Source organism: Thermosulfurimonas dismutans, from assembly GCF_001652585.1.
GTDB classification, from domain to species: Bacteria; Desulfobacterota; Thermodesulfobacteria; order Thermodesulfobacteriales; family Thermodesulfobacteriaceae; genus Thermosulfurimonas; species Thermosulfurimonas dismutans.
This window is the reverse complement of the sequence record NZ_LWLG01000013.1, coordinates 45,670-66,375: the sequence shown is the minus strand read 5'-3', so window position 1 is coordinate 66,375 and position 20,706 is coordinate 45,670. Positions and strand designations below refer to the sequence as shown.

At 49.1% G+C, this 20,706-nt stretch carries 21 protein-coding genes and 4 pseudogenes; 11 read left to right on the top strand and 14 right to left on the bottom strand.

The genetic code is table 11. The annotated features are described in order from the left end of the window. A partial coding sequence (locus tag TDIS_RS08300) for a transposase (RefSeq protein ID WP_161939504.1) occupies positions 1-377 on the top strand: 377 nt, incomplete at its 5' end. Between the two features lie 155 nt (positions 378-532). Here the strand turns inward: TDIS_RS08300 and TDIS_RS08295 are convergent. The 6 genes and pseudogenes from TDIS_RS08295 to TDIS_RS08270 form a co-directional block, all read right to left on the bottom strand. Then, positions 533-1,588 (bottom strand): IS481 family transposase, encoded by a 1,056-nt coding sequence (locus tag TDIS_RS08295; protein WP_068671213.1) that lies wholly within the window; start codon positions 1,586-1,588, stop codon positions 533-535. A gap of 564 nt (positions 1,589-2,152) precedes the next feature. Then, on the bottom strand, positions 2,153-3,814 hold the full coding sequence (locus TDIS_RS11180) for a class I SAM-dependent methyltransferase (protein ID WP_208595688.1): 1,662 nt from the start codon (positions 3,812-3,814) through the stop codon (positions 2,153-2,155). A gap of 113 nt (positions 3,815-3,927) precedes the next feature. Next, on the bottom strand, positions 3,928-5,343 hold the full coding sequence (locus TDIS_RS08285; protein WP_068671211.1) for a mannose-1-phosphate guanylyltransferase/mannose-6-phosphate isomerase: 1,416 nt from the start codon (positions 5,341-5,343) through the stop codon (positions 3,928-3,930). 121 nt (positions 5,344-5,464) lie between these two features. After that, the gene (gene gmd, locus TDIS_RS08280) at positions 5,465-6,490 is read right to left on the bottom strand and encodes a GDP-mannose 4,6-dehydratase (RefSeq protein WP_068671209.1); all 1,026 of its coding nucleotides are present in this window, start codon (positions 6,488-6,490) and stop codon (positions 5,465-5,467) included. A 566-nt stretch (positions 6,491-7,056) separates the two neighbouring features. Then, positions 7,057-7,338, bottom strand: a pseudogene (locus TDIS_RS11570) (type II toxin-antitoxin system VapC family toxin); the annotation flags it as partial. Next, positions 7,332-7,535 (bottom strand): hypothetical protein, encoded by a 204-nt coding sequence (locus TDIS_RS08270; RefSeq protein ID WP_068671207.1) that lies wholly within the window; start codon positions 7,533-7,535, stop codon positions 7,332-7,334. The gene TDIS_RS08270 and the pseudogene TDIS_RS11570, both read right to left, overlap by 7 nt. Before the next feature lie 104 nt (positions 7,536-7,639). Here TDIS_RS08270 and TDIS_RS11065 point away from each other — a divergent pair, with 104 nt between their 5' ends. After that, positions 7,640-7,792 carry a hypothetical protein gene (locus TDIS_RS11065; RefSeq protein ID WP_153303811.1) on the top strand — a complete coding sequence of 51 codons (153 nt, stop codon included), beginning with the start codon at positions 7,640-7,642 and terminating at the stop codon, positions 7,790-7,792. On the opposite strand, the pseudogene TDIS_RS08265 reads toward TDIS_RS11065, so the two are convergent. The 5 genes and pseudogenes from TDIS_RS08265 to TDIS_RS08240 all read right to left on the bottom strand — a co-directional run bounded on the left by TDIS_RS08265 (position 7,789) and on the right by TDIS_RS08240 (position 11,898). Next, positions 7,789-9,002 (bottom strand): annotated as a pseudogene (locus TDIS_RS08265) (IS256 family transposase). The gene TDIS_RS11065 and the pseudogene TDIS_RS08265 overlap by 4 nt on opposite strands. 76 nt (positions 9,003-9,078) lie before the next feature. Continuing rightward, positions 9,079-9,486, bottom strand: a complete 408-nt coding sequence (locus TDIS_RS11310; protein ID WP_068671201.1) for a nucleotidyltransferase domain-containing protein — start codon at positions 9,484-9,486, stop codon at positions 9,079-9,081. 9 nt (positions 9,487-9,495) lie between these two features. After that, positions 9,496-10,365, bottom strand: a complete 870-nt coding sequence (locus TDIS_RS08250) for a metallophosphoesterase family protein (RefSeq protein WP_068671200.1) — start codon at positions 10,363-10,365, stop codon at positions 9,496-9,498. A gap of 52 nt (positions 10,366-10,417) precedes the next feature. Beyond that, a complete protein-coding gene (locus tag TDIS_RS08245) occupies positions 10,418-11,140 on the bottom strand; it encodes a metallophosphoesterase (protein ID WP_068671198.1) in 723 nt (240 codons plus the stop codon). A 5-nt stretch (positions 11,141-11,145) separates the two neighbouring features. After that, a complete protein-coding gene (locus TDIS_RS08240; RefSeq protein ID WP_161939503.1) occupies positions 11,146-11,898 on the bottom strand; it encodes a hypothetical protein in 753 nt (250 codons plus the stop codon). Between the two features lie 71 nt (positions 11,899-11,969). Between TDIS_RS08240 and TDIS_RS08235 the strand changes: the two genes are divergently transcribed. From TDIS_RS08235 to TDIS_RS10875, 4 genes and pseudogenes are all read left to right on the top strand, one after another. Then, entirely contained in the window at positions 11,970-12,206 is a 237-nt protein-coding gene (locus TDIS_RS08235; RefSeq protein WP_068671195.1) for a hypothetical protein, read from the top strand. A 27-nt stretch (positions 12,207-12,233) separates the two neighbouring features. Then, positions 12,234-13,397: an IS256 family transposase gene (locus tag TDIS_RS08230; RefSeq protein ID WP_068671193.1), complete on the top strand. Its 1,164-nt coding sequence runs from the start codon at positions 12,234-12,236 to the stop codon at positions 13,395-13,397. After that, positions 13,397-15,259, top strand: a complete 1,863-nt coding sequence (locus TDIS_RS08225) for a phospholipase D family protein (RefSeq protein WP_068671191.1) — start codon at positions 13,397-13,399, stop codon at positions 15,257-15,259. The genes TDIS_RS08230 and TDIS_RS08225 overlap by 1 nt, the downstream gene beginning before the upstream one ends. Before the next feature lie 194 nt (positions 15,260-15,453). Then, positions 15,454-15,612, top strand: a pseudogene (locus TDIS_RS10875) (transposase); the annotation flags it as partial. A 38-nt stretch (positions 15,613-15,650) separates the two neighbouring features. Here the strand turns inward: TDIS_RS10875 and TDIS_RS08220 are convergent. Further along, a pseudogene (locus tag TDIS_RS08220) lies at positions 15,651-15,868 on the bottom strand (IS256 family transposase); the annotation flags it as partial. Positions 15,869-15,903: 35 nt separating this feature from the next. On the opposite strand from TDIS_RS08220, the gene TDIS_RS08215 reads away from it, so the two are divergent. The 5 genes from TDIS_RS08215 to TDIS_RS08195 all read left to right on the top strand — a co-directional run bounded on the left by TDIS_RS08215 (position 15,904) and on the right by TDIS_RS08195 (position 18,914). After that, the gene (locus tag TDIS_RS08215) at positions 15,904-16,104 is read left to right on the top strand and encodes a hypothetical protein (RefSeq protein ID WP_068671187.1); all 201 of its coding nucleotides are present in this window, start codon (positions 15,904-15,906) and stop codon (positions 16,102-16,104) included. A 75-nt stretch (positions 16,105-16,179) separates the two neighbouring features. Beyond that, a complete protein-coding gene (locus TDIS_RS08210) occupies positions 16,180-16,398 on the top strand; it encodes a type II toxin-antitoxin system HicB family antitoxin (RefSeq protein ID WP_068671185.1) in 219 nt (72 codons plus the stop codon). Then, positions 16,379-16,609, top strand: a complete 231-nt coding sequence (locus TDIS_RS08205) for a type II toxin-antitoxin system HicA family toxin (RefSeq protein WP_068671183.1) — start codon at positions 16,379-16,381, stop codon at positions 16,607-16,609. The genes TDIS_RS08210 and TDIS_RS08205 overlap by 20 nt, the downstream gene beginning before the upstream one ends. 191 nt (positions 16,610-16,800) lie before the next feature. Beyond that, positions 16,801-18,165 (top strand): B12-binding domain-containing radical SAM protein, encoded by a 1,365-nt coding sequence (locus TDIS_RS08200; protein ID WP_084271032.1) that lies wholly within the window; start codon positions 16,801-16,803, stop codon positions 18,163-18,165. Next, positions 18,162-18,914 carry a lipopolysaccharide kinase InaA family protein gene (locus TDIS_RS08195; RefSeq protein WP_068671181.1) on the top strand — a complete coding sequence of 251 codons (753 nt, stop codon included), beginning with the start codon at positions 18,162-18,164 and terminating at the stop codon, positions 18,912-18,914. The genes TDIS_RS08200 and TDIS_RS08195 overlap by 4 nt, the downstream gene beginning before the upstream one ends. 161 nt (positions 18,915-19,075) lie before the next feature. Here the strand turns inward: TDIS_RS08195 and rsmG are convergent, their stop codons facing one another. Continuing rightward, positions 19,076-19,711: a 16S rRNA (guanine(527)-N(7))-methyltransferase RsmG gene (gene rsmG / locus TDIS_RS08190; RefSeq protein WP_068671179.1), complete on the bottom strand. Its 636-nt coding sequence runs from the start codon at positions 19,709-19,711 to the stop codon at positions 19,076-19,078. Then, a complete protein-coding gene (gene galT / locus TDIS_RS08185) occupies positions 19,708-20,703 on the bottom strand; it encodes a galactose-1-phosphate uridylyltransferase (RefSeq protein ID WP_068671177.1) in 996 nt (331 codons plus the stop codon). Before galT ends, rsmG begins: the two co-directional genes overlap by 4 nt. Between the last annotated feature and the right edge of the window lie 3 nt (positions 20,704-20,706).

The window sequence follows — 20,706 nt, the reverse complement described above, 5'->3', positions numbered from 1 at the left end:
CCCGGGATCTCAAGAAGGTTTACGGGGCCCCTACACTTGAGGTAGCCGAAAGAGAATTTGAAGATTTTTCGGCCAAATGGGGCGAAAAGTATCCCCATGTGGTAAAGAGCTGGGAGGCGAATTGGGAGGCTTTAACGACGTTTTTCAGGTATCCGGTTGAAATAAGGCGGGTAATGTATACCACGAACATCATAGAGAGCGTAAACAGCAAATTTCGGAAGGCAACAGCGGGCAGGAGGGTTTTTCCGACAGAGGAGTCTCTGCTTAAGTGTCTATACATGGCGGCCATGGAGCTTGAGAGGAAATGGCGCCGCCCTATTAAGGATTGGCCTTCAATTTACGCCCAGCTCTCGATTTTATTTGAGGATAGGCTATAATGTGATTTACACAGAAGGGTGGACAGTCCCTATTAAGGATTGGCCTTCAATTTACGCCCAGCTCTCAATTTTATTTGAGGATAGGCTATAATGTGTAAAAGTTTAGACTTGATCTGACAGTTGGCCCCTCCAGAGTCTCCACCTGTCAGGCTCGGTCAGAACCCAAATCCCGCCTCCACATTAGAATGCATCTTTTCCTTTGCCAAGGGCACATTTCCCAAAAACGTCTCCATCGGCGTCTTGCCTTCACAGTACTTCCCCTGATGCGGCCTCTGCCGGTTGTACCTCTCTATCCACAAATCCAGGTCCTCCTGAAGCTCCTCCAAACTCCGATAAAGCTTCCTCCTCAACGCTATGGAGTAAAACTCCTCTTTGATCGTCCGGTGGAACCGTTCGCATATTCCATTGGTCTGAGGGTTCTTGGCTTTGGTTTTGGTGTGCTCTATGTCGTTCAAAGCCAAAAAGAGCTCGTATTCGTGCCGGTCAATACGTCCGCAAAATTCCGTCCCCCGATCTGTTAATATCCTCAATACCGAGAGTCCATGCTCCTCAAAAAACGGTATCACCCGATCGTTCAGTAAATCTGCGCTGTTGATAGGATGCTTGCTGGTGTAAAGCTTCGCAAAAGCCACTTTTGAATAGGTGTCTATAAAAGTCTGCTGGTAGATCCGGCCTATCCCTTTGATAGTGCCCACATAATAGGTGTCTTGCGCCCCCAGATATCCCACGTGCTCGGTCTCGATTTCCTCCTGGGCTATCTTCTCCTCCTGCGCCTTCTCCAACGCCCGAAGCTGCCTCTCCGTAAGAATCTCCCCCGTCCGCGCTACCCTCTCCTCTAAGGCCCTGAGCCTCTTCTCAAAACGCTCCAGCCCGTGCCTAAGCCAGATGCTCCTTACCCCGGCCGGAGATACAAATATCCCTCGCTTCCTCAATTCGTCGCTTACCCTCTTCTGTCCCAAAGAGGGATCCTCCAAAGCCAGCTCCACCACTGCCCGCTCTACCTCTTCCGAAACCCGGTTCTTGAGATTCGGTTTCCGGCGGCTCTTCTCAAAAAGGGCCTCTATTCCGCCTTCCTCGTAAGCCTTCTTGATCCGGTAGAAGGTGTCTCGGCTGAAACCCATCACCCGGCAAGCCTCGGAAACATTCTTTAAATACGCCGCTAACTCTAGCAAACCTAGCTTGTTCTTGATAAGCTTCTCTTGGGTGGTCATGGCTATTCCTCCTTATTTTGAGTTTTGGGTGGAGCTCTCTCTGGAGGGTAGCCTAGACCACCCTCTTTGGGAAGGCCTACCTGTCAGATTAAGTCTGAGCTAATGCAGCTGATTGTGGCCACAGCTCGGGTCCTGAATTGTCCGCTTGTCCAGCGCCCCTTTCTTAAGTTTTTCCAGACGCCCCAGGTTAGCCACGATCCTCTGGCGCACTTTTCCACTAACCCGCTTGCCCTCCACGATATAGAGATAGGTTTTTGGAGGTGGAGACGGTAGAACAGAGGCAGGGAAGGGGAAAAAAGGGGGCATTTTAGGGGTATTTTGGGCCGAAAATACTCACTTCAGATCCAGCAATCCTTCCTGACTGTCAAACTTGGGCTTTATCAACCTCTCCGCCCCTCTGCCGCGAAATTATGAGAAGATGGGAGAGGGAAGAGCCAACCCTCTTTCATCCCGGCTTTTCAACTTACTTGAGACGTCCCGGTGAAGGATTGCTCACACTTACGAAGTGCACCTCGTAGGTGCACTTCGTAGGTGCAAAAAGGGTTTGGGGGTTAGGTGGTTAGGTTAGGTGTTTAGCCAGGTGAAGAACCAGCCGATGGGTTTCAGATTGAGATAAAAATCCTTGAACCTCACAAACTCTTCAAATTTCATGGTTCTGATCTTTTCCAGCGGAAGATCAAGACTTGATTCCGGTGTGCCTCTCTTTACCAAGCCGACTCCCCAGTCCGTATCAACTACGGCCACAAACAGATCCGATCTCGCGGCTCTCAAGTGCATTACAGTTTTGTAAACCTCGCCCGTCCAGGTTCCCTTGAAATCCGGACGTTTTTTGGCCTCTTCGAGTGTGGGAGCAGCCGTGGCCGGTGAATCGGGAAGGCAATCGTGAAGCACTATGATCCCGTTCGGTTTCAAATACCGCAAAGCGTTTTCGACATCCCGAAGGGATTGCTCATAGGTGTGAAGCCCGTCGATAAAAACTATATCTATTCCCCTAGCTTTTATTTCCGGGGGAGGATTCTCAAAAAATTCGTCGCTCGTCATTTCAAAGAACCCGCAACCATCGAGATCACCATATCCTCCCGGTATCAAGAACTTGGGATCAACAGCATACTTGAAAGGTGCCTCTATCTGGAAAAAGTTTATTCCCCTCTCCACCCCTATTTCCAGATAACTTTCGAAGCCGAAGTGGTTTATGAGGAGTTGAATGATCGTGGTTCGGTTGAGGATTTCTTCCCGTAATTGAAACGCCAACACTTCTTTGAAGATCTTTTTGAAGGTTTCGAGCTCTCCGGCGCCCTTAAAGGAAAGCGCCAACATACACTTTGCGTTTATATCTGAAGGGTTCTTTTCTATTAGCTTTTTCCAGCACTCGACCGCAAGACGATAAGAGCCAGTATTTTCGGCGATTCCGGCCATACGCCTCAAACCTCCGGGATCTCCCGGCAGTTGATCCAGAACCAGCTGTTTATCTTCTCCCTTGAGGTGTTCAAGTATCCCGGAGGTCACCCTTATGGTATGAGGGAAAAAGGGTCGGAATTTCAGAAGGAAAAGCACATGTTCCAAGGCGAGTTCCGGTTTTCCGTCTTCCAGATAGACTTCGACGGTTTCAGCTCTCAATTGAGGATGCTGAGGAAACATGGATACGGCCGTTTTCAGAAGCCTTAAGGCCTCTTCCGTTTCTCCTCTCTCCCTCAACAGTTTCGAAGCCCTGAGGTAATACTCGGGATTTACTGGTCTATCCGAAAAGGCTTTCAAGTAAACCGTTTCGGCAACCCTCCGGTTCTCAAACTTCGGAAAGGGGGCCTTCTTTCCCTCTCTGGAGGCAGGTTTTTGAAAAACCGCAAAGGTATCCTGCCACGGCCCAAGCCCCCAGTCCGTGAATACTTCAACTACCTCGAATCCCGCCCATTTTGCCAACGCCTTCATTCCATCGGGATAGAATCTCCAGCAATCATAGGGATATTTGTGCTCCGGCCCGGAAGAAGGAACTATTAGGCAACATAAGCCGGAAGGCTTTAAAATCCGGTATATCTCTTTGATCGTAAGCCATGGAAATTCTATATGCTCAAAGGCCTGGCCCGAGATGACCACGTCGGCAAACCCGTCTTCGATCTCTTTCCAGTTATAGGGATCCTCCACCATAATATCCACATTATTTCCGGCCTCCACATCGAGCCCAAAGTATTTCCAGGAGGGCCTTTCAAAAAAAGCTCTATAAGTCGGCATATTTCCAACCGCCTGAGAGCCAACGTCTACGATGATAAGAGGATGCCCGGCGAATTGGTGAAGATATACTTCTACGAAGGCTTTCATTTTATTGAGGGAGGTAGGGTGCATGGCTATCTGCCATATATATCATCCATCCGTACAATATCGTCTTCCTCTAAATATTCTCCATTTTGGACTTCTATAATCTCCAGAGGAATTTTTCCGGGATTTTCTAAACGATGAAGTGTGGACTTAGGCACATATACGGATTCATTTTCATGGACAAACATTTCTTTATCACCTATTCTCACTTTAGCGGTTCCTCTTACAACGATCCAGTGTTCGGAACGGTGATGATGAAGCTGTAAACTCAATTTCTCTCCGGGGTTTACAACGATTCGTTTGATTTTGTATCGGGGGCCTTCTTCAAGAACCGTGTAACTTCCCCAGGGCCTATAAACAGTAAGGTGTTCTTCGGCCTCGGATCTCCCTTTTTTCAGAAGCTCTTTCACGACCTCTCTTACTCTTTGAGACTCTCCCTTTCTGGTAATCAAAAGAGCATCCTCGGTTTCTATCACCACCAGATCTTTCACCCCTAAAAGGGCAATAAGTCTTCTATCTCCAAAAACAAAGGAATTCCTCACATCAAGATCGAGCACATTGCCAAGCAACAAGTTGCCCTTCTCGTCTTTTTCGAAAACTTCGAACAAGCTTTCCCAGGACCCTATATCGGACCAATATAAAGACAAAGGAAGCACTACCGCCTTGTTCGTCTTTTCCATCACGGCATAATCTATAGAAATATCAGGAAGATCGGAGAATCTTTGAAAAACCTCTTCCATGGGTTTCTCAAATATTATAGATGCTTCGGGTAAATAGGTTTTAAGTTCTTCAATAAAGGTTTTACCAGAAAAGGCGAACATTCCAGAATTCCAGAAATAATTTCCTTCTTCAAGATACCTCCTGGCGGTTTCCAGATCCGGCTTCTCTACGAATCTTTCAACCTTAAAATAGCCATCCTGAAAAGATTGCTCATTTGCCTTTATATAACCGTATCCGGTTTCGGGTTTAGTCGGTTTTATACCGAAGGTAACGATATGACCTTTTTCTGCTATTTCTACCGCGCGTTCAAGATATTCTACAAACTTCTCTTTGGGCTCTATCAAATGGTCTGAGGGAGTTACAACGAACACATCTTCTAAAGAGGCCCCTTTTTCAAGGGCATATCTTACTCCAAGGGCAATAGCAGGAGCAGTGTTTCTGGATGCCGGCTCCAACACCGTGTCGAAAGAATTGTCAGGATTATCCCAAATTTCTTTTATTTGATTTAGAATATAAAATTTATACTTTTCATTGGTAATAATGTAAAAATTAGCGTCATCAGGATATAAAGCTATACGCTTCAAGGTTTTCTGGAAAAAGCTTTCCGGTTGAGTTGAATTTGGGAGGGGTAGTTTTAAAAACTGTTTTGGAAAATTTTTCCTGGATAGCGGCCAAAGTCTTGTTCCAGAACCTCCCGCAAGTATTAAAAAATTTACTTGACACATAGAACGCCCCCCCCCAAAAGTTATTTAGATTCAAAATCAAAAAGTTTTAACACTCTAATAGTTTAGCTTAACAATTAGCTATTACTGCAATTTTCATTTACTCTCATAAGTTGAGATTAATCTATTGTTTCGCTTTTTCAATTCGTTTAAGGTCAGCCTCCATCATGATTCTAACAAGCTCTTCGAATTTAATTTTAGGTTTCCAGCCAAGCTTAGTTTTTGCCTTAGAATAATCTCCTATTAAAATATCTACTTCAGCAGGTCTATAAAACTTAGGAGAAACCTCTATTATAATTTTTCCAGTTTTCTTATCTATACCTTTCGTATTTATCCCTTCTCCTTCCCATTCTATTTGAAATCCCGCAATTTCTGCCGCCTTTTCTACAAACTCTCTGACTGTATGAGTTTCACCCGTTGCTATCACATAATCATCCGGCGTATCTTGTTGAAGCATTAACCACATAACTTCTACATATTCGGGAGCATAACCCCAATCTCTTTTAGCATCAAGATTTCCAAGAATAAGCTTATCTTCTAATCCATATTTAATCCGTGCTAAAGTGTAAGTAATTTTTCTTGTTACAAATTCTAACCCTCTTAAAGGGGATTCGTGATTAAACAAAATACCAGAGCATGCAAACATGTTATAAGATTCTCTGTAGTTAACTGTAATCCAGTGTCCAAAGAGCTTGGCTACAGCATAAGGACTCCTTGGGTAGAAAGGTGTTGTTTCTTTTTGAGGAACTTCTTGAACCTTTCCAAACATCTCGCTCGTTGATGCTTGATAAAATTTTGCATCTGATTTATAAAATCTTAGAGCTTCTAACAATCTAAGAACTCCAATAGCATCTACCTCTGCCGTTAGTATAGGCTGTTCAAAAGAAGCCTGTACAAAACTTTGTGCTGCAAGATTATATACCTCGTCAGGTTGAACTTCCTTAATTACTCTGAGTATGTTCGTTAGCTCTAGAAGATCCATATAAATTACCTTCACGTATTTTTCTATACCAAGTTCTTTTAAACGCCAATTACTGGAATCGCCACTCCTCCTGTCTGCACCGTAAACTTCATATCCTTTTTCTAATAGCAGTTTTGCTAAGTAAGCTCCATCTTGACCTCTTATACCAGTTATCAGTGCTCTTTTCATAATTTTACCTCCTCTGTTGTATTTTTTTCAACTTCTTTCACTTTGACTCTTCTTAATTACCAGTGTTTCTAACATTATTTCAACCAATCTAAGAGATTCTAAAAGAAAAGGTGTCCCCCTGGTATACTTATCTTTCGTGCAATACAACAAATCACCCAACAGGGAAAGTCCGCTTTGAAACATCAACATCTTGATCTTAGCTTCAAAATCGCTGCTGTCTAGCCCTCTGACGAAAAGCTCTCCTCTCGCGTTGGCTCAATCTCTTCGCAACATACCTCAAACTCAAGTTTGACAGTCGGAAAGGGCTGGTGAATCTGAAGTGAGTATTTTCGGCCCAAAATACCCCTAAAATGCCCCCTTTTTTCCCCTTCCCTGCCTCTGTTCTACCGTCTCCACCTCCAAAAACCTATCTCTATATCGTGGAGGGCAAGCGGGTTAGTGGAAAAGTGCGCCAGAGGATCGTGGCTAACCTGGGGCGTCTGGAAAAGCTTAAGGAAGGGGCGCTGGACAAGCGGACAATTCAGGACCCGAGCTGTGGCCACAATCAGCTGATCCGCCGGATCTCTGTGAAAGTTTCCAGGTAGCCTGGTCGATTCTATGGCGATTTCAGGGGTCAGAGGGATTATCTCTATCCCCGGATAGGAAAAAGCCAGATCGAACCATTCCTCCAGGGTGCAGGGAAGCCGCAACCGTCCCCGTTCCACCAACTTCGCTATCTCCCAGCAGGAAATGGCCGAGATTCCTATTAAATCGTTTTCATTAGCCTGAATGACACTAATTTGTTTGGAGGTTAATTTTTCTGGAGAATGAACCCACCAGACCCAGACATGGGTGTCAAGAACTACCATTTTAGGGCTTCCCATTCATCTTCCGCCACGCTTTCGAAAGGATCAATATATTCTACTCTTCTTCCCCTGAGCGGATATCCCTTCCGGCCAGACTTTTCCCTGAGTATCAGCAACTTGACCTTTTCTCCCGGCATCAAAGAAATATTTTCCACGACTATTTTTCGATCCGGCGTGACTACCGTTTCGTAGATCTTCATTTTCTTCTCCCAACCCTTCCACTAAATAGAATTCTAGAAAAAAGTCTAACCCAAGTTTGACAGCAGGGAAGGGCTAGTGAGGCGAAAAAGTTCGCCAGAGGATCGTGGCTAACCTGGGGCGTCTGGAAAAGCTCCAGGAAGGGGCGCTGGACAAGCTGATAGAGGGGTTAGCCAAGTTTTCCCGGAAACAATGGATAGAGGCTTGCGCTCTCTCCCTTGAGGCCAAATGGGGCGCTTGTCAAGTTTTCTGTGTCTAGACCAAGAGGTCCTCATTTTTAAACCTTTCCTCGAAAAGATATCTCAGGAGGTGAGCCACCCGCTGGTATTTCCAGTTGACCCTCCTCCATCTGCCCTCTAGCAATTCCTTAGCTAGCACCCCATACCTGAAGTCCCGGTCCCGTTCCGAATGGAAATAACCCCCACAGGCCCTCTCCGCCTCTTCTATCTTCCGGTTGATCCCCTCGGCCAGATTGGTCGAGGAAAACAGCGGTCTCACCTCCTCCGGATACTTCAAAAAGGCCAGATAGTGCTCTTTCTTCTTTGCAAGAAGCTTCACAAAGGTGTTCTCCTGTGGAAGCTCCTTGAGAAGAGAATCAAAAAGCCTCAAGCCTTCCTCATAGCTGAGGCTTGCTTTGATGCTTTTGAAGTAGCTCTTAAAGGTGCGATAGTTCTCCTGGGAGAGGTGTTTTCTTGCATTCCGGCAAAGGTGCACCGTACAAAGTTGAATATCCGCCTGAGGAAAAAGGCTTGAGGTGAGGCCCAGGAGTCCAGGGAAGTCATCATGGATCACGATAAGGATCCCCCTCAGCCCCCGCTGAAGAAGCTTCTCCAGGGTCTTCTTCCAGCCCTCGAGGCTCTCTGAGCCCTCGAAGGTGTAGAGGCCTAGGATCTTCTTCTGCCCATCCAGGGTAAGGCCCAGGGCCACATAGGTGGTATGTCCCATGACCTTCTGTCCGTCTTTGAGCTTCTGGTGGATATGTTTGGCATCCAGGATGAGGGCGGCCAAATCTGAAGGCAGCGGGCAGGAGTTGAGGTCCTCGAGATAGGTCACGAACTCTTCGATCACTTCTTCCAGGTAATCTTGATTTATGGGGAGGCCCATATTTTTTAGGGCCCGGGAAGCGCTATCGATGGATCGGGAGCCCAGGAGAAGGGAGGAGGTCAGGTGGAGGTAATCTTCGGGGAGATACCGGAGGTGTCCTGGAGGGAGGAAAAAGGGCCGGAACTTTTCATACCGTGTACGGGCCACCTCTACGGGAAAAGGAAGACTTCCTATCTGTATCCTATCTGTAGTGTTCTTTCGTAGAAGCCGTTTCCCTTGTCATGGGGATGTTTCTTGAGGTGGATGGCGCGGTGTGCCAGGCCCAGGTTTTTAAAGAGCCAGGAGAGGAACTCTCTGGGGACAAAGTTTTCCCAGTCCTTAAGTTGTTCTAGAAATTCTTCGGTGAAGGGATTATTCTGTTTCATAGCGGTTACCTCCTTGATGAGTTTCTTCTTTTCCCCTTTTCTTTTAGGAAGGCCCTTCACCAGGGGCCTTCCTTATTTACTCTCCAGACACACAAAATTGAATACCACCCCAGTCCGAATCCGGCCGAGCATCTCCTCGAGCCCTTGAACCGTAGAGAACCACTGCAAGCACCCCGGGGTCCCCCGAAAGGACTTGCAGGGCTCTGGAAAGATCCTCTGGAAAGACTTCGGGAAGCACCCGCACGAAAGCAGAGAGGTCCATTGAGCGCTCGGGAAGACAGAGGAGCACCGCAATAAGCGCTTTCGGGGAAACGATGCGGAGATTAAATTCGTTGAGGACCTCGAAACCGGCCCGCACCACCGGAAGGCGGGGAAGACGCGTGAGGTACTCGGTATAAAGCTCCTCCACCTTGAGGACCCGCCTCAGTCGGGGACGGCTCTTTTCCACTTCTCTTGCAAACCGCAAAAGGTCTCGGGTTGACATCGTGCTCTCCTAAGCGGAAGCGTCCTTTAAGAGTTTCCTCGCCTCCGCGGTAAAAAGGAGCCTCACCGCACCCGGCCCCTCGAACTCGCAAAGGGCCACATTGCGGACTCTGTGGTAGTGGTCCACGATGAGCATGTCCAGGCCCACCCACTTCGTGGGCCGCTCTCCCATGGGGCCGCGAATGCCCTGCGCGTAGCGGTGCATGTGCCCGTGGAACGAAAGCGCGGGCCGAAAGTGGTGGATGAGCCGGTCCACCGTGGGAGAGCCGACGGCTGCGTAAATGGCCTCCTCCCAGGTTGCGCCCGAAGCGAGCTTCACCGGCCACTCGTGCGCGATGAAAAGGTCCGCCCCGGGCGCATGGAAGAGAAGCGCCTCTTCGTCTTCTTGGTTGTGGTAGTAGAGCTTCCGCGGTGAGGTCACGCAGAGCTCCCACTTGAGGCGGTCGTAGATCCCTGAAAGGGTGACGACCCGCATTTCGGACACCTCCACCACGCTCGCCTTTCCCAGGAAAAAGAGGTTCGGCGCAATCTCGTAGGGCGGTGCTATCCCCTGCTCGCGCATCTTCTCTTCCACGAAGTCTAAGTACGGCCAGTCCTCGTGATTTCCGCCTACGAAGTAGACCGGGACGGGAAGCTCGATGTCGCCGTGGAGGAACCTTATGGCTTGGACTTCATCATCAAAAACGTCGTAAATGAGGGGCGGAGTTTGCGGCCCGGCCATCTTCAGGGCCTTGAGGTACTTGGGGTCGCTTGAGGATAGAAAGGCCAAGTCGCCCACCTGAAAGGCGAGTTCTACCCCGTAGCGGTCGCGCAGGACCGCAAGCACCCTTGCCAGCAACTCAAATCGCCCGTGAACATCACCGATGACTGCGAAATGCATAGCCTATTGAAAACTTATCGGCTTGGACGAAACATCGAGGTCGAATTAGCGCTCAAAGATTTGTGTTTTCCATCGAACACTCGATTTTTTGCCAAGTGACTGGAATCCCATATGGAAGCCCAAAAATAGGAACACCAGAAAAAGTTTCCAGTAAAAGACGATGCATATGTCCGCAAATGATGAGTTTCGGTCTCACAAGCTCAACAATATTCCGATAGACTTCTCTTCCTCGTGCGTCCTTGCAATAATTCGGATTTTCGTGGAGAGCGAGTACATCGACATCTTCCACTTTAGCCGCCTCTGAAATGAGTCTTTCTACATCTTCCGGTGTAAAACGGCTCGCAAGCTTCGACTTTTTGGACCTCTTGTCTTTCTCTGGATTCCATACTCGCCCTTCAAAATAGGTAGTAGGGGCAAAAACCCTGCCAAGATAAGCAATCTTTAGCCCGCAAAGCTCAATAACTCCCGACCGTGCCAGCACCCATAGGTTCTTAATGACCTCCGTCGGTCCGTTTTTTTCGTGCTCCCAGAGCCACAGGTACGGCTCGTGGTTTCCAAGAAGGACATAGGTCGGAACGGGAACCTCGCCCCGCTCCCAAAAGAAATGAAAATCTCCGAGCTTTAGATGCTTCTTGGGAGCCGGTATAAGCGCCAAATCCTCCTCAGAGCGAACCATTTCAGCGTCCCCGCAGATGAAAACCGCTTCCACCTCCTGAGGGAGGTTCTCGTAAAGCCTGCGCCACTCGCCGTGAATGTCCGCGGCAAAGGCTAGCATAACTCCTAGTCGTCTTTGAAAAGCAGGGAGCTTTTCATACGCTTTAACATTCTTACTTCTTCGGCTTTCGCGCTCCGTAACCAGCGCTCCTCATAGTCCCAAAAATAAAAAAACCGATTGATACCACGATCCTTGTAACTTTCCATTCTGTTTTTGGCTAAATTGAATAAAGAAGCCTTCTTTTCCAAGATTTTCAACTTTTCTAAAATTTTAAGAATCCCCGCAAGCTCCTCGATTCTCTCGGCCGTGGCTCGGTCATTTGAGGCCAGCACCAGAGCGTAAAATCCATCAAGTGGGCGTCTTACCTGTCTTCCGAGGGCCACGGAAAGAACCCCAAAGTCTTCGTCCGGAAGGAGACGCACCCCATGATTGAATAGTTTGCAATAGTGAAATTTTTCCTTATCTCCGTAAAAAATCCTCTCAAAGAGCTTTTTCCGCCACGGGTCCGAAAACGGCACGAAAAAGGAGACCGCAAAGATCGGCGTCTCGCACCAGCCTACCCAGAAAGAATAGACCCCCATGGCCTCATCGAGCTTGGCTATGCGGCAATGGGAACCGAGAATATCCTCGGCTTTTACGATAAACTTTCGAGGATCGCAGGTTTTGATAAGAAAGCAAAGCTCTCTTTTGGGGCCGGCGGCTCGCCTCCAGTCCGCAAAAGGCGTAAAGCCGTCTCCGAGAAAGGCCCAATTTTCAACCGTCTCATCCGGAAAAAGCTCGGAAAAAATGCGATAGAGAATCTTTTCGTCAAGTGCCATAGGTTCTATGAGTTGATTTTCTGAATATAACTCCAAGCGACGCCTTGTCAAAACAACAAAAAGACCTCAAGATGAAAAGGATGGCGGGGCTTTTTGAAAACACTTCGGAGAGCCGTCTCAAGATCTTATATAAAGGGCGGGAGTTCTCTGGAGACCCTCAGAGTTTAGTGGCAGGCTATCAGGAGGCCCTGGTGCTCACCTATTCGGCCTCCATAAGAAAGGCCTTGGAGTTCTTCCTGAATCTTGGTTTCGAAAAATTGTGTTTCATAGTAGGGAGTGTCCACCCAACTGTGGAGATTTTAGAATAAGCAAATTACAAAAGGAGGGTGGACACTATGGCAAGAGCCAAGAAGGCACCTCAGCCCGAAGAAGTGCAGGCCACCATTAAGGAACTTGTCCGGCGTACTTTGAGGGAAGCCCTTGAGGCCGAACTAGAGGAGTTTTTGGGCTACGGGAGATACGAGCGCTCGGATACCGACAATTCCCGGAACGGCTACAGTTCCAAGACGATTAAGACCTCTTCCGGGGCCCTGGAGATCAAGGTTCCCAGGGATCGGAAGGGCGAATTTGAGCCTCAAATAGTCAGGAAGCGCCAGACTATGCTGGATGAGATCGAAAACCAGATTGTAGCCCTTTACGCCAAAGGTATGAGTACCAGGGATATCCAGGAGATCCTTTCGGAGATGTATGGTTTTGACGTAAGTCCTTCTTTGATTTCCAAGATTACGGATCGGCTACTTCCGGAGATAGAGGAATGGCGTTCGAGGCCGCTCAAGGAGAAGTATTTTTTGATTTGGATAGACTGTATTTTCTATAAAGCCAGGGAGGAGGGGCAGGTAAGGAACAAGGCGGTATATGTGGCGATAGGACTCGATCTTGAGGGTTATAAGGAGATTTTAGGTTTTTGGATAAACGGGACAGAATCGAGCCGATTTTGGCTTGGTGTATTGAACGACCTAAAGTCTCGAGGGGTGAAGGATGTTTTCATTTTCAGCGTGGATGGGCTTTCTGGGCTTGAGAAGGCCATAGGGGCGGTTTACCCGAGGGCGGATATCCAGAGATGCATAGTGCATCAGATCAGGAATTCCTTGAGGTATGTGGCTTGGAAAGAGAGACGTGAAATAGCTCGGGATCTCAAGAGGATCTATGGGGCGGCCACGCTTGAGGCGGCGGAGAGGGAGCTGGAGGCTTTTTCGGAGAAATGGGGGAGTAAATACCCTCACGTAGTGAAGAGCTGGCAGGCGAACTGGGAGGCTCTTACAGCCTTTTTCAGGTATCCTGTGGAGATTAGGCGAGTAATGTACACGACAAATATTATAGAGAGCGTAAATAGTAAATTTCGTAAGGCTACGGCCGGAAGACGGGTATTTCCGACGGAAGAATCCCTGTTAAAGTGCTTGTACATGGCAGCTATGGAGCTTGAGCGGAAATGGGCCCAGATCAAGGGCTGGCCTCAGATATACGGCCAGATAGCAATTCTCTTCGAGGACCGGCTATAATGAAATTTACACAAACGGGTGGACAGTCCCTCATAGTAGGTTTCCCGGAATCGGCGCGAGGACTTGCGGCCTTTTTTGAACCGGAGGAAAATCGCCGACTCTTTGAAGAAGTTTCGGCCAACGCCCAAATTCTCGAAAAACTCTCCAAAGGAGATTACCAAGTATTGGTACCCTTTGAAGCCAGTCATGCCAAAATCTTTCTCTTAAAAGGTGAGACTGGGCGCAGGCTTATCTGGGGAAGCGCCAACCTCACCGAGAGAGCCCTTGGCGGACGCCAATGGGAGATCCTCGAAGTCTTTGATGAAGAAGAGAATCCGTCCAAATTTGCCCTCTTTGAAAAGGTACTAAGACATTTAAAGAAATCTTCTCGTCCCCTATTCCCTAAAGATTTTCTCCAAAAGAAAAAGAAACTCCCTGAAGCCTTATTGGTCAAAGACAAGGAAACCCTGGAGTTTTTTGCCGACCGTATCGGGGAGGTGAAAACCCTCCTTGTGGAAGCTCACTTAAAAGACTCTCTGGAAGAGATGGAAAAGAAGATCAAAGAAAAAGAGGAAAACGTCCGCGAACAAAGAAAGCTCCTTGAGGTTTTTCGGGTCATAACCAAGCGCACGGAATCCGGGGCCATCCTTATCTCCCCCAGAGAGGTTTATGCGAAAAAAGAGGCCCTTTTCCGGGTGCTCAAGCGAACCGTCCAGGAGACCAGGGAATTCGAGGACGATAGGCCTAGATTCCAATGGCGTGAGGAAGGACTTTTCAGAAATGGCGAGCCTCTGGGAAGGGAGCTTCCTCTGGAGAGGCTCCAGACGGTTTTTCAGGGACTTAATGAGTTTTTGAGCTCCTACTCCGAGCTTACCGGCGAAGAGCGGGCTAGCCGCATTGCCTTCGAGGCCGTCCTTTACGCCTTCATGTCGCCCTTTCTGTGGCTCATTCGCAAAGAGGCTTCCCTTCTGGGGGAAGAGTATCTAGCGGAAGTACCCATCTTCCTTTATATCGCAGGGGCGGCCGGCTCCGGAAAGACCTTTCTTCTGCGTGCCATAAGTCGTCTTCTGGGAAACCACGGCCTTCATTACCATTATACTCCCAAGGCCAAATTCCCGGCCGGAAAAATCAACTCGCGCGGTATTTATCTTCTTCTTACCAACGGAAATCTCTTTCCCGTCCTGGTGGACGAGGTTAAACGGCAGTACTTCACCACCACTTCGGAAAGATCATACGAAGGCGTGCAGTTCATCAAAGAGATGGCCAACACCTTCTCCGGCCCCCATGCCTGTTTCCTGGCCACCGGAAACGAGAAGGACTTCCACGCCCCTCCGGAGGTCATGCGCCGAATCTACTATCTTCCACTTTCCGTCCCGTTTCCTCAGAGAGTAAAACGGGAATACCGTCTTGAAGAGGACCTCTTCCGAGATTTCGTTTTCAGACTCGAACGAAGATTCCGGCAGAAAGAAATCTTTTTCCCCGAAGACTTCTTAAAACCTGCCAGGGAAATCTTTCTGGAGTATTTTGAGGAATTGGATCTGGATCGGCCGAGGTGGTTTACGGAGGAAAGGCTTGTAGATCTTTACTATCGGGAGCGAGCCCGCCGGGCCTGGTTTACCTTTTACCACGCCCACCAGGAACTGTTTGCAAAGACTATAAAAATTGACGGTCGGGAGTACTTTGATATCACCCGGGCCTTCTTGGAACATTCCCGGCCGGATAAGGATTCGCTGGTAAACTATCTTCCCTCGGGCGTGGTGGTGGAAACCAAAGGGGTAGTCCTCTTGGACGCCCAAAGATTTAAGAACTTTCTGGATCTGGAGGATGAGAAGAAAGGCTTTCGCTGGTGGAAAAGGCTTACTCAGAGGCTTTCGAGCGGCTAAAAAACGCAAAGCACAATCAATGAGGGTGTTCGAAAAAACTAGATATTGACGTTGGGGGAGCCTAGAATTAACTCCCCCAACATGAGAAGAAGCAAACTGCGTCTCAAGAGAAGTGGACCCCAAATTTTGGACAGCATGGTAAGGTGAAAAAAGTAGACTAAGGAGGGGTCCAAATGTAAAGAAAGAAGCCAAAGAGGTATTCGCCGGAATTTAAAGCCAAGGTAGCCTTAGAAGCTTTGAAGGAAGAGAAAAGTCTTTCGGAGCTTGCGGCCCAGTTTGACCTGCATCCCAATCTTATTCCCTGGTGGAAGAGACAGGCTCTTGAGGGACTGGTTTCCCTTTGGGGCCTATAGGGAATTTTGCATAAAGGTTAGCGAGCTTCTTTTCCATTTTAGGCTACCCCTTCAAGCTCATAGGTCAAGACGAACTTCTGCTGGAGCTCATAGCTTACGGTCTGCACGGTGGACATGGGTTTTTGCCACCATTTGTCCTTGAGATTGGTCATCTGGATGAAAAGGTTCACCTCTAGAGCTCTTTCCGAAGGGAAATAGTTTCCGAGCTCCATAGCCATTTTTCGAGTCCAGCGTTGATGCTTTCCACAGGGAAGGAATTCAAAATGAAACGGATCATCAAGGTCTCAAGCCATGAGTAAGATCGCCCTTTGCATCAAAAACCAGGGCTATGAGCTTTCTCTCGAAAAGTGGAAAGTTTATCCCGTCCTCGGAGAGGAATACGGCCTCCTCAAAGTCATAGACGAAAGTGGAGAACCTTACCTCTACCCAAAAGATTTTTTTGCCTTTATTGACCTGCCTGCGCACTTGCTCCGGGAAATCGATACCGGATGAGCAAATTCAAACTTCAAATCCGTCTGAATTTTATCTAAAATGATAAAACGAATCCCAAAAACAGGAGAAGAGAAGATGACACTTCGTTATAAAATTGTGATCGAGCCCAATGAAGAAGGCGGCTTCACGGTCACGGTCCCGGATCTTCCGGGATGCGTCACTCAGGGAGACACTATCGAAGAAGCCATAGGAAATGCCAAAGAAGCCATCGAAGGACACCTTGAAGCCCTGACAGAACTCAGAAAGTCTTTTCAGGCCGAAATAGAGGTCGAATTTGAGCAGAAAGCTGCCTAGGATCACCGGGAAAGACCTAGTAAAAGCTTTACAGCGAGCAGATTTCCGAATAGTCCGAATCAAAGGAAGCCACTACCATCTCTATCATGACGAGAAAGAAGTCTTGGTTACCATACCGGTTCATAGCGGAAAAATTCTAGCTCCCAAAACCCTCAAATGTATTCTTAAAGCCGCTGGAATAAGCCTTGATGAGCTTGATAACCTTCTATAAAATGTCAAACCAGATTCCGGCCGATTATTTTCGCTTAACTGAAAATCACTTCAAGACCACAAAGCCTTGATACTTAAAAGTTCCGGGCTTGGTGTCCATATTGGTGGCCGTAAAATGGAATTTTATAACCACCATGGCGATTAGCACCCGTTAAAATCGCAAGATTGAATGAGATTGATTAAGATTGAGAAATGCGAATCCTACTCTCACGCCAGAGACCCGGGTTCGAGTCCCGGTGGGGCCGCCAGTGGTTTCCTGTGGATGTTCTGTTAGTCAATCCTTGGATCTATGACTTTGCGGCCTACGATTTCTGGCTGAGACCCTACGGGCTTTTAAGACTTGGTGGTCTTCTCAGGAAAGAAGGGTATCGAGTAGAATTTCTGGATCTTCTGGATCCCTTCCACCCCGAGCTTCCCCGAAAGCCGAAACGCCGGGCCTATGGTACCGGCCATTTCTGGCGAGAGGAGGTCCCCAAGCCGATCTTCTTCGAAGACGTGCCCCGGCGTTTGGCCCGCTACGGGCTTCCCAGAAAATTGGCCGAGAAAGAAGTGGCCGGTCTCAAACCCCCGAAAGTCATCCTCATCACCTGTCTGCTCACCTACTGGTATCCTGGGACCCTTGAGGCCTTCCGGCTGCTCAGGAGCCGTTTCCCAGATACTCCCGTGCTTCTTGGAGGAGTTTACGCTCGCCTCTGCCCGGAACACGCCAGGGAGATCTTTCCCGGGGCTGAGATCATAACCGAGCACGCCGAGGAAAGGATCTTGAAGAGGATCTCTGAACTTTGCGATCCTACAGGTGAGCCTAATTCCCATTCCTTTCCAATCTTTGATCTCCAGCGGCAAATACCCTATGTTGTCCTTCTTACTGGAAGGGGCTGTCCCTTTCGGTGTCCCTATTGTGCCTCGACGAGACTATTTCCGGATTTTGAGAGGCGGTCTCCGGAGGAGGTTGTCTCTGAGATCCTTTACTGGCACGAGCATTACGGGGTAGTGGATTTTGCCTTTTACGACGATGCCCTTCTTCTTGACTTTGAGAACCATCTGGCAGTCATCCTGGAGGGCGTCCTTTCAGCCGGAATTAGAGTCCGCTTCCATACGCCCAATGCCCTGCATGCGCGGTTCATCAACCGAGAGGTGGCGGGGTTTCTCAAGCAGTCCGGATTTGTTACCCTGCGGCTAGGACTTGAGACCGTGGGGCAGAGGCTCGATCGTAAAGTGAACGAGGAGGAGTTTGGGCAGGCGGTGGCCTATTTAAGGGAGGCCGGTTTTACGGCCAGGGAGTTAGGGGCCTATCTCCTCTTCGGTCTTCCGGGGCAAACCCTTGCGGAGGTAAAGAAGGCCGCGGAGTTCGTGGCTCAGGCCGGGGCCAGACCCGTACTTGCGGAATTTTCCCCTATTCCGGGGACACCTCTTTTCGAGGAGACCGAAAGGATTTCGCGATATCCTCTTTCCGAGGACCCTATCTTTCACAATAACTCCGTCTTTCCGGCCTTCAAAAGTCCGGACTGGGAGGCTATAGAGGAGCTCAAAAGATATGTCCGGGAGTTGTCGGCATGACGATATTTGAGATCAGCCCGCGCTGGCAAGAATTACTTAAAGGTCAGGGATTGGTCACCTTTGAAGCTCTCTGGAAGGCTCCCACCAAGCCCTTCAAATCCAAGAAGGATCGGGAGATAGCCCTACTTGAGCTTGGAGACGATCGCTTTTTTTTGAAGCGGTATTTTCGATTTCCACTCTTTGGCTTTCTCAAGAGTGGAGCCGAGAGGGAATGGTGGGCGGCCAGGGAACTTTCTGCCCATGGTTTTCATGTGCCGGAGCCCGTCGCCTTTGGCCTTGAGCGCGGCCTGAGGCGTCATCGGGCCTTGAGCCTGTTTCGCGAGGTCCCCGGAAGACGTCTTGAGGACCTCTTTAAAGAGAGTCCGGAGCTCTTCCGCAAACTCCTTCCGCCCCTGGTGGAGACCGCGGCCCGTTTTCATGCCCTGGGGTTTTCCCACCAAGATTTCTATCTTTGTCATCTGTTTTGGGACGGAAAAAGACTCTTTATGATCGATCTCCAGCGAGTGCGTAGAGCCCGCAAAATCAAACCCTACTGGGTCATTAAGGACCTCGCCGAACTTTTTTATTCTGCCAGGCAGATTCTAGGGCCGGGAACCCGAGAGTTTGAAAAAGCGTTTCTGGAGGCCTATTTTCGTTATCACCCCTGGCTTTCGGAGGAAAAAAGACTTATTAAGTTAGAAAAAAAGATCGCCAAGATTGCGGCTCACGATGCCAAACTCAAAGCCAGGCGCAAAGATGCGAGCCTTTAGAAGGACTAAATACGGGGCTGGGAAATGTGAGTTCTGCGGCCAGGAGATGCCCCTGGTTTGGCGCTGCCGGAAGTGCGGTTTTACGGTTTGTCAGCGATGTCTATCCCAGGATCAGAAGCACTTTTCTTGTAACGCCATCACTTGGGTTTGTCCCAACTGTCTTAACTGGGAGACGATTTGAGCACCTCCACCACCGTTCCGGGTCTTCCGCAAGGGAGCTCGTAGGGATGACTCCGGATGGGAAGCTTCGGATGTCTTTCCTGTAAGGCCTCTACCTCTTCTCTTCCACGCGGGCCCTTTAAGGCCAGAAGTTTTCCTCCGGGTCTCAGGAGGGGGTAGGCCAAATCCCAGAGTTCGGAGAGGGCGGTCACCGCTCGGGAGACCACAGCGGCGAAGTATTCGCGGGGCACCTCGGGGGCCTCGACCCGGGCTTTTAGGATCTCCAATCTTTCGAGACCTAGTCTTGCTGCGGCGTACTCCAAAAAGGACACGGCCTTCCGGCGGGAGTCTACCAGATAGACCTCGGTTTCGGGGCGGACGATCTTTAGGGGTATTCCCGGAAGCCCGGCGCCACTTCCAAGATCACAGAAGGGACCTTCCGGTAGATGGGGAAGTAGCATGAGGCTGTCGAGGAGGTGTTTTTCGAGGATGTCCGCTTCTCGAGACAAATTGCTGAGGCCTAGGGCGTAGGCTACCTCTTGCAGGAGTTCGGCATAAAGGAAGAGCTTCTCTAGTTGAGTCTCGTTAAGCTCGGGGACAATTTTTCGGATTTCGTTTTGGAATAATTTGCGATTCATGGAGAGATATCACGCAAAAAGGCCGCGGCCTCCTCGGGAAGCAAGGGCACGATATAGGCCCCGGTACCCCATTCAAAGCCCGCCACCCGGGTTAGACAAGGAATGATTTCAAAGTGCCAGTGATAGTAGGGCAGGGGAGCGCTTCCGAGGGGGGCAGTGTGCAGTACAAAATTGTAAGGCAACCCCGGAAGAATGGCCTCAAGCTTTCCGAAGACCTTGAGAAAAATATCACACAATGCCTCGAGGTTTTCGTCGAAATGGTCTAGGAAGTCGCTGCGGTGCTTTTTAGGCATAATCCAGGTCTCAAGTGGTTGTCTGGGGGCGTAGGCCATAAAGGCCAAAAAACGTTCGTTTTCGCAAATCCGCCGGGGGCCATTCTGTTCACTTTTGACGAGCTTACAGAAAAGGCATTCTCCATTCCTTTCATGATAGATCCGGCTTCTTTCGAGTTCAATTTTTACCAACTCCGGGATCAGGGGCAGAGCCACGAGCTGGCTGTGATCGTGACTCAGAGAGGCTCCAGCCCGGGCACCTCGATTCTTGAAGATAAGTACATATCGCCATCGCCCGTCTCGAGCCAGCTCCTCAAGTCTCAAACGGTAGGCCTCGAAGACCAGGGCCAGCTCGTTGGGACTGAACCTGACCAGAGACTTTCCGTGTTCCGGGGTTTCTACGATGACCTCGTGAACCCCCGCCCCGGAAAACCTTTCATAAAGCCCCTCCGTTTCTTTTTCTATTTCTCCGGGTATGAGGGCCGGATATTTGTTAGGGACAACCCTTACCTTCCATCCGGGGCTATTAGGTGGGGCTTCTTCAGGTCTTCCAAGGGCTAGCACTTCCGGAGGAGTGAGGTCTTCACTCCCAGGGCATAGAGGACAACGTCCCTCTTTGGTATTTTCTTCAGGGAGAAGGAAATCAGTAGGCCTTTTTCCTCTCTCGGGGGCGATGATGGCCCAGCGACCGCTTACAGGGTCTCGCCGGAATTCCGGCACTTT